This is a genomic window from Mesorhizobium sp. M7A.F.Ca.CA.001.04.2.1 (assembly GCF_003998485.1).
Taxonomy (GTDB): domain Bacteria; phylum Pseudomonadota; class Alphaproteobacteria; order Rhizobiales; family Rhizobiaceae; genus Mesorhizobium; species Mesorhizobium ciceri.
Window position 1 is genome coordinate 1 of record NZ_RZQT01000227.1, and the last position, 5,260, is coordinate 5,260.

Sequence of the window (5,260 nt, forward strand, 5' to 3'; positions counted from 1 at the left end):
ACTTCTGCCGCACGCCAAAACTCTGGAATCCCGACCGCATCAGCGGCTTCTTCGACGACAGCACGCCGGAATTGACGCCGGTCCAACCGATCTCGCCGGACAGCTTGCCATATTCGATCTTGGGGCAGCGGTTCATCACCACCTTGATGCCGGCGGCCTCGGCGCGCGCGGCTGCTTCGTCATGGCGCACGCCAAGCTGCATCCAGATCACTTTCGGCAAGGGATCGAGCCGCAACGCCTCGTCGACGATGCCGGGCACCGCCGCCGGCGCGCGAAAGATGTCGACCATGTCGATCGGCTCCGGAATATCGGCGAGCCTCGCATAGGTCATCCGGCCGAGGATCTCCTTGCCGGCCTGGCCAGGATTGATCGGAAACACCGAAAATCCCTTGGCCAGCAGATATTTCAGCACGAAATAGCTTGGCCGCACATCATTGGCGGACGCGCCGACCATGGCGATGGTCTTCACCGAATTGAGGATGCCGGCAATGTAAGTGTTGTCGTAGCTATCGTGGTTCATGCGGCTTCCTGCGGTAGTGGTATCGGTAAAGTTCACGGCTGAACCCAAGCGAGGCATAGAGAGCGCGGGCCGGTGTGTTGTCGGCCACCACCTGCAAGCATGCGGCGTGAGCCCCTGCCCGCCGCGCCCAGCCGATGAGGCCGCCGACGGTCTTGCGGCCCAGGCCTTGCTGCCTGAAACGGCCATCGGTTTCAACCGATTCCACCACAAGCAGGCCATTGCGGATGACACCATAGGCCAGGGCGGCAATTTGGCTGTCGCGTTCATAGGACACAAACGCCCGGTCGCCGACGATCAGCCCGGTCATCTCGCGAAAGATGCGGCGCTCGGCGTCGTCAAAGGCTCCCATGCGGAACCGCGCCGCGAGCCAGTCCTCGCCCGGCACCTTCAAAACGGTGACCTGCTCATCGCGAAATTCAGCCAGGTCGCCGATCCCGGCATGGAGATGGATCGTGCCGCCTTCCGGCTGGTAGCCGCGATGGTCGAGAGCGGCTTCGAGCTCGCCGGCGATGCCGGGAACCCGAAACAAGGGCGTCTGGCCGTGGCCGATGTAGAAGGACTCGGCGGCGTCGATGACTGCATCAGGCGCGCCACGCTCGCCGCGCAAGGGATTGGCCGAATTGGTACGCCGGATCCGTCCGCCCGATCGCCGCAGAAGCCAGCCATCAACCAACGTCTCGGTCGCCGCCGGCCAGCCTTCGCGGCACGCCTGCTCGACGCGCCAGTTGAGATCATCGTCGCCGGCGCTCACGCGTCATCCTCCCGCAGCGCTTCCTCCATAAACGCCTGCGGATCGGTACAGAAGTCGCGCATCATGCGAAAATGATCGGTATCGCTGAAATCCATGGCATCAAGTCCGAACCGGCTGATGCGGAACAGCCGCGCGCCAGGGCAAGCCATCAGCAGCGGCGAATGCGTCGCCATGATCACCTGCGCGGTGCCCGACTGGTCCATGCGCCTTAGCATCTTGAGCAGTTCGATCTGACGCGACGGGGAGAGCGCGCTCTCGGGTTCGTCGAGGATGTAGATGCCTTGCCTGCGGCAACGCTCCTCGAAAAAGCGGATAAAGCCCTCGCCATGCGACCAGGACAAGAAGTCCGGCGGCGGTGGCCTGAACGGGTCTTCCAGCGCCGCCTGATCGAGATAACGGGCCACGGAGTAGAAGGATTCGGCGCGAAAGAACCAGCCCGCTGTGACCTTCGGCAGCCAGTGGCCCCGAAATGTGTTTGCCAGCGCGGCACCACTCTTGTCGACGGCGCCGGAATGGTCGACCGGTCGATAGCCCTTGCCGCCGCCGGCTTCGTCGTAGCCGGCCAGTGCACCGATCGCCTCGAGCAGCGTCGATTTGCCGGTGCCGTTCTCGCCGACGATGATGGTGATCGGCGTGGTGAATTCGAGCTCGAACTCGTGGCCGCGAAACAGCGGCAGGTTCCAAGGGTATTTTTCCCAATCCTCAACCCGCGCGGGATCAAGCAGGATGCGCTTGAGATAGGGAGCCTTGAGCCGCGTCAGTTGCCTGCGATGGGCCATCAATCAGGCAGCGAAATCGTGCCGTCTTCGGCGATCGGAAAGGCCGGATTGTGCGCCACTTCCCAGACATGTCCGTCCGCGTCGGCGAAGTAGCCGTACCACCCACCCCAGAAGGCGCGCCCGGCCGGCTTGACGATGCGGCCGCCCGCTTTTTGCGCCATGGCGAGCACGTCGTCGACTTCGGCGTCGGAACGGGTGTTGTAGGCGAGATAGACGGCTGATGGTGCCCCGGCGAAGGCGACGCCGGAATCCTCTTCGGCGCTGGCACGTGGGAACAGACCAAGAATGACGCCGCCCATCTGGAAGAAGGCGACACCGTCGGTGATACCGGCATGCCGCTTCAAGCCCATAGCCTCGTAGAAGCGCACCGCGCGGTCCAGATCATCGGTGGCGATGGTAATGATAGAGATTCGCGGCTCCATGGTGCTGCTCCTATTCGTCCGTCCATTCCGGCTTGCGCTTGCCGATGAAGGCGCCGATGCCTTCCTCGGCGTCGCGCGCGAGCATGTTTTCGACCATGATCCGGCCGGTATAGGTGTAAGCATCCGCCAGCCCCATTTCGGCCTGCGCGTAAAACGCCTCCTTGCCCGTCTTGACCACCAAAGATGATTTGGAAGCAATGGTTTGCGCGTATTTGGTGACGATCTGATTCAGGTATTCGCGTGGCACGACACGGTTGACCAGGCCGAATTCCTTGGCGGTCGCCGCATCGATGGTCTCGCCGGTCAACAGCATCTCCATGGCCTGCTTGCGCGAGACGTTGCGCGACAACGCCACCATCGGTGTCGAGCAGAACAGGCCGATGTTGACGCCCGGCGTGCAGAAGGTCGCCTCATGCGAGGCAATCGCCAGGTCGCAGGTGGCGACCAGTTGCAGGCCAGCGGCCGTCGCCAGGCCGTCGACTTCGGCAATCACAGGAAGCGGGTGGCGCACGATCGCCTGCATCAGCGCGGCGCAAGCCGCAAATGTTTCTGCAAAGAAGGCCTTGCCGCGGTCGGCATCGGCGCGCCGCGCGGTCATTTCCTTGAGGTCATGGCCGGCGCAAAACACCTTGCCGGCCGCCGACAGAACGATGACGCGAACGGCCTTGTCGGCGCTGGCGCGTTCGAGCTCCACCGTCAGCGCCGCCATCACCGCCAGCGACAGGGCGTTGGCGGGCGGATTGGCAAGCGTCAGGCGCAGCACGCCCTTGTCCAGTTGTGCGACAACCGGACCCTCAACGGCAGCAGGCTTGATGGCTAGGATTTCGGCCATGGATAGGTCTCCGCGATTCCGCTAGGGGCTGTCGGAATATCTAATACCGGATCGGGTTTCGTCCAACACCGATCGCTTGCGCCAAGGGACGAAGGTTGCCAGAAATGCCGCGCTACGCTCATACAGGCCTGGCGCAAAGCGAGAGACCAAGACATGCCCGCCCAGACCAACGTCAAACCGGTGCTGACCGCCGGCCAAGTTAATGCACTGATGGAAACCGTCTATCCGCAGCTCAATGAGCAATTCAAATATTTCGAGGCGATCGACGTGTTCCCGGGCGGCTGCACCGTGCGGCTCAACGCCGGCGAACGGCATTTGCGTCCCGGCGGCACGGTGTCCGGCCCCTCGCTGTTCACGCTGGCCGACATTGGCGGCTACGTCTGCGTGCTCAGCCATGCCGGGCCGGATGCGCTTTCGGTCACCGTCAACCTCGACATCAATTTCGTGCGCAAGGCCGAGGCAGGACCGATCGACGGCCATTGCCGCATCCTGAAGCTGGGAAAGAGCCTGATGGTGTTCGACATCGACATCGTTGCCGGCCCAGACGGACACACGGTGGCGCATGCCACCGGCACCTATTCGATCCCGCCGAAGCGGAATGGTGATGTGGTAAAATAATACCTTTTGTTCAAGTTATTGTTTTTGCTACATTTTACCTGATATCTACCTTTTCGTTCGCCTTGACGCGGTCACCACCCTCGCCTATAAGCCTCCACGAAGCAGCGGCCCGCAAAGGCCGCCGTTTTGTTATTGGCGGCGGGCAAGCGCCTTTCGCCAATCCAAGCAACAAGAAACGCCTTCTCTTATGAAGGTCAGAACCGAGAGCAGAAAACATGACAACCTTTTCGCAGAAGCCTGCGGATGTGGTGAAGAAGTGGATCCTGATCGACGCCGAAGGTCTCGTCGTCGGTCGTCTGGCCACTGTCATCGCCAATCATCTCCGCGGCAAGCACAAGCCGACCTTCACCCCGCACGTCGACGACGGCGACAACGTCATCGTCATCAATGCTGACAAGGTGGTGTTCACCGGCAAGAAATTCACCGACAAGGTCTATTACTGGCACACCGGCCACCCAGGCGGCATCAAGGAGCGCACCGCGCGCCAGCTGCTCGAGGGTCGTTTCCCCGAGCGTGTCGTCGAGAAGGCCGTTGAGCGCATGGTCCCGCGTGGCCCGCTCGGCCGTCGCCAGATGAAGAACCTGCGCGTCTATGCAGGTGCCGAGCATCCGCATGTCGCCCAGCAGCCCGTCGTGCTCGACGTGGCCAAGCTGAACGCCAAGAACAAGAAGGTCGCATAAGATGGCTGAGCTTTCCTCGCTCGCAGAACTGGGCGCCGCCACCGGCAACACCAATACCCAGCCGGCGGCCCCCGTCCACGTCCAGAAGCTCGACAAGTCGGGCCGCGCCTATGCCACCGGCAAGCGCAAGAACGCCATTGCGCGCGTCTGGGTGAAGCCGGGTTCCGGCAAGATCATCGTCAACGACAAGGAATTCGCGACCTATTTCGCGCGTCCGGTCCTGCAGATGATCCTCAACCAGCCGATCATCGCCTCCAACCGCGCCGGCCAGTACGACATCGTCGCGACAGTCGTCGGCGGCGGTCTCTCCGGCCAGGCTGGCGCCGTGCGTCACGGCATCTCCAAGGCGCTGACCTACTACGAGCCGACGCTGCGCGCCGTGCTCAAGAAGGGCGGCTTCCTGACCCGCGACAGCCGCGTCGTCGAGCGCAAGAAGTACGGCAAGGCCAAGGCCCGTCGTAGCTTCCAGTTTTCCAAGCGCTAAGCATTTCGCAGCTTCAGACAATCGAAAAGGCCGCCTCCGGGCGGCCTTCAGGCTGCTGACAAACCCCTGGCATTTGCCGGGGGTTTTTGATTCACTGGGTCATGTTGAAGCGACCCGCCCCTGAACAGACCGCGCTCGAGATGGTAACGCTGGATCAGTTGGTTCCGGCTGATC

At 62.5% G+C, this 5,260-nt stretch carries 8 protein-coding genes; 3 read left to right on the top strand and 5 right to left on the bottom strand.

Annotation, left to right across the window (positions count from 1 at the left end; all coding sequences use genetic code 11):
• The 5 genes from EN955_RS33520 to EN955_RS33540 form a co-directional block, all read right to left on the bottom strand.
• A partial coding sequence (locus EN955_RS33520) for a CoA-binding protein (protein ID WP_024504599.1) occupies positions 1–520 on the bottom strand: 520 nt, incomplete at its 3' end.
• The gene (locus EN955_RS33525; protein ID WP_024504600.1) at positions 507–1,271 is read right to left on the bottom strand and encodes a GNAT family N-acetyltransferase; all 765 of its coding nucleotides are present in this window, start codon (positions 1,269–1,271) and stop codon (positions 507–509) included. The genes EN955_RS33525 and EN955_RS33520, both read right to left, overlap by 14 nt.
• Positions 1,268–2,050 carry an AAA family ATPase gene (locus EN955_RS33530; RefSeq protein WP_024504601.1) on the bottom strand — a complete coding sequence of 261 codons (783 nt, stop codon included), beginning with the start codon at positions 2,048–2,050 and terminating at the stop codon, positions 1,268–1,270. The genes EN955_RS33525 and EN955_RS33530 overlap by 4 nt, the downstream gene beginning before the upstream one ends.
• Positions 2,050–2,472, bottom strand: a complete 423-nt coding sequence (locus EN955_RS33535) for a VOC family protein (protein ID WP_024504602.1) — start codon at positions 2,470–2,472, stop codon at positions 2,050–2,052. The genes EN955_RS33530 and EN955_RS33535 overlap by 1 nt, the downstream gene beginning before the upstream one ends.
• A 10-nt stretch (positions 2,473–2,482) precedes the next feature.
• Positions 2,483–3,304, bottom strand: a complete 822-nt coding sequence (locus EN955_RS33540; RefSeq protein ID WP_024504603.1) for an enoyl-CoA hydratase — start codon at positions 3,302–3,304, stop codon at positions 2,483–2,485.
• 153 nt (positions 3,305–3,457) lie between these two features.
• Between EN955_RS33540 and EN955_RS33545 the strand changes: the two genes are divergently transcribed.
• From EN955_RS33545 to rpsI, 3 genes are all read left to right on the top strand, one after another.
• Positions 3,458–3,922: a PaaI family thioesterase gene (locus EN955_RS33545; protein ID WP_024504604.1), complete on the top strand. Its 465-nt coding sequence runs from the start codon at positions 3,458–3,460 to the stop codon at positions 3,920–3,922.
• A 215-nt stretch (positions 3,923–4,137) separates the two neighbouring features.
• Entirely contained in the window at positions 4,138–4,602 is a 465-nt protein-coding gene (rplM, locus tag EN955_RS33550; RefSeq protein ID WP_013532205.1) for a 50S ribosomal protein L13, read from the top strand.
• A gap of 1 nt (position 4,603) precedes the next feature.
• The gene (gene rpsI, locus EN955_RS33555; RefSeq protein WP_023810272.1) at positions 4,604–5,086 is read left to right on the top strand and encodes a 30S ribosomal protein S9; all 483 of its coding nucleotides are present in this window, start codon (positions 4,604–4,606) and stop codon (positions 5,084–5,086) included.
• Positions 5,087–5,260 lie beyond the last annotated feature (174 nt).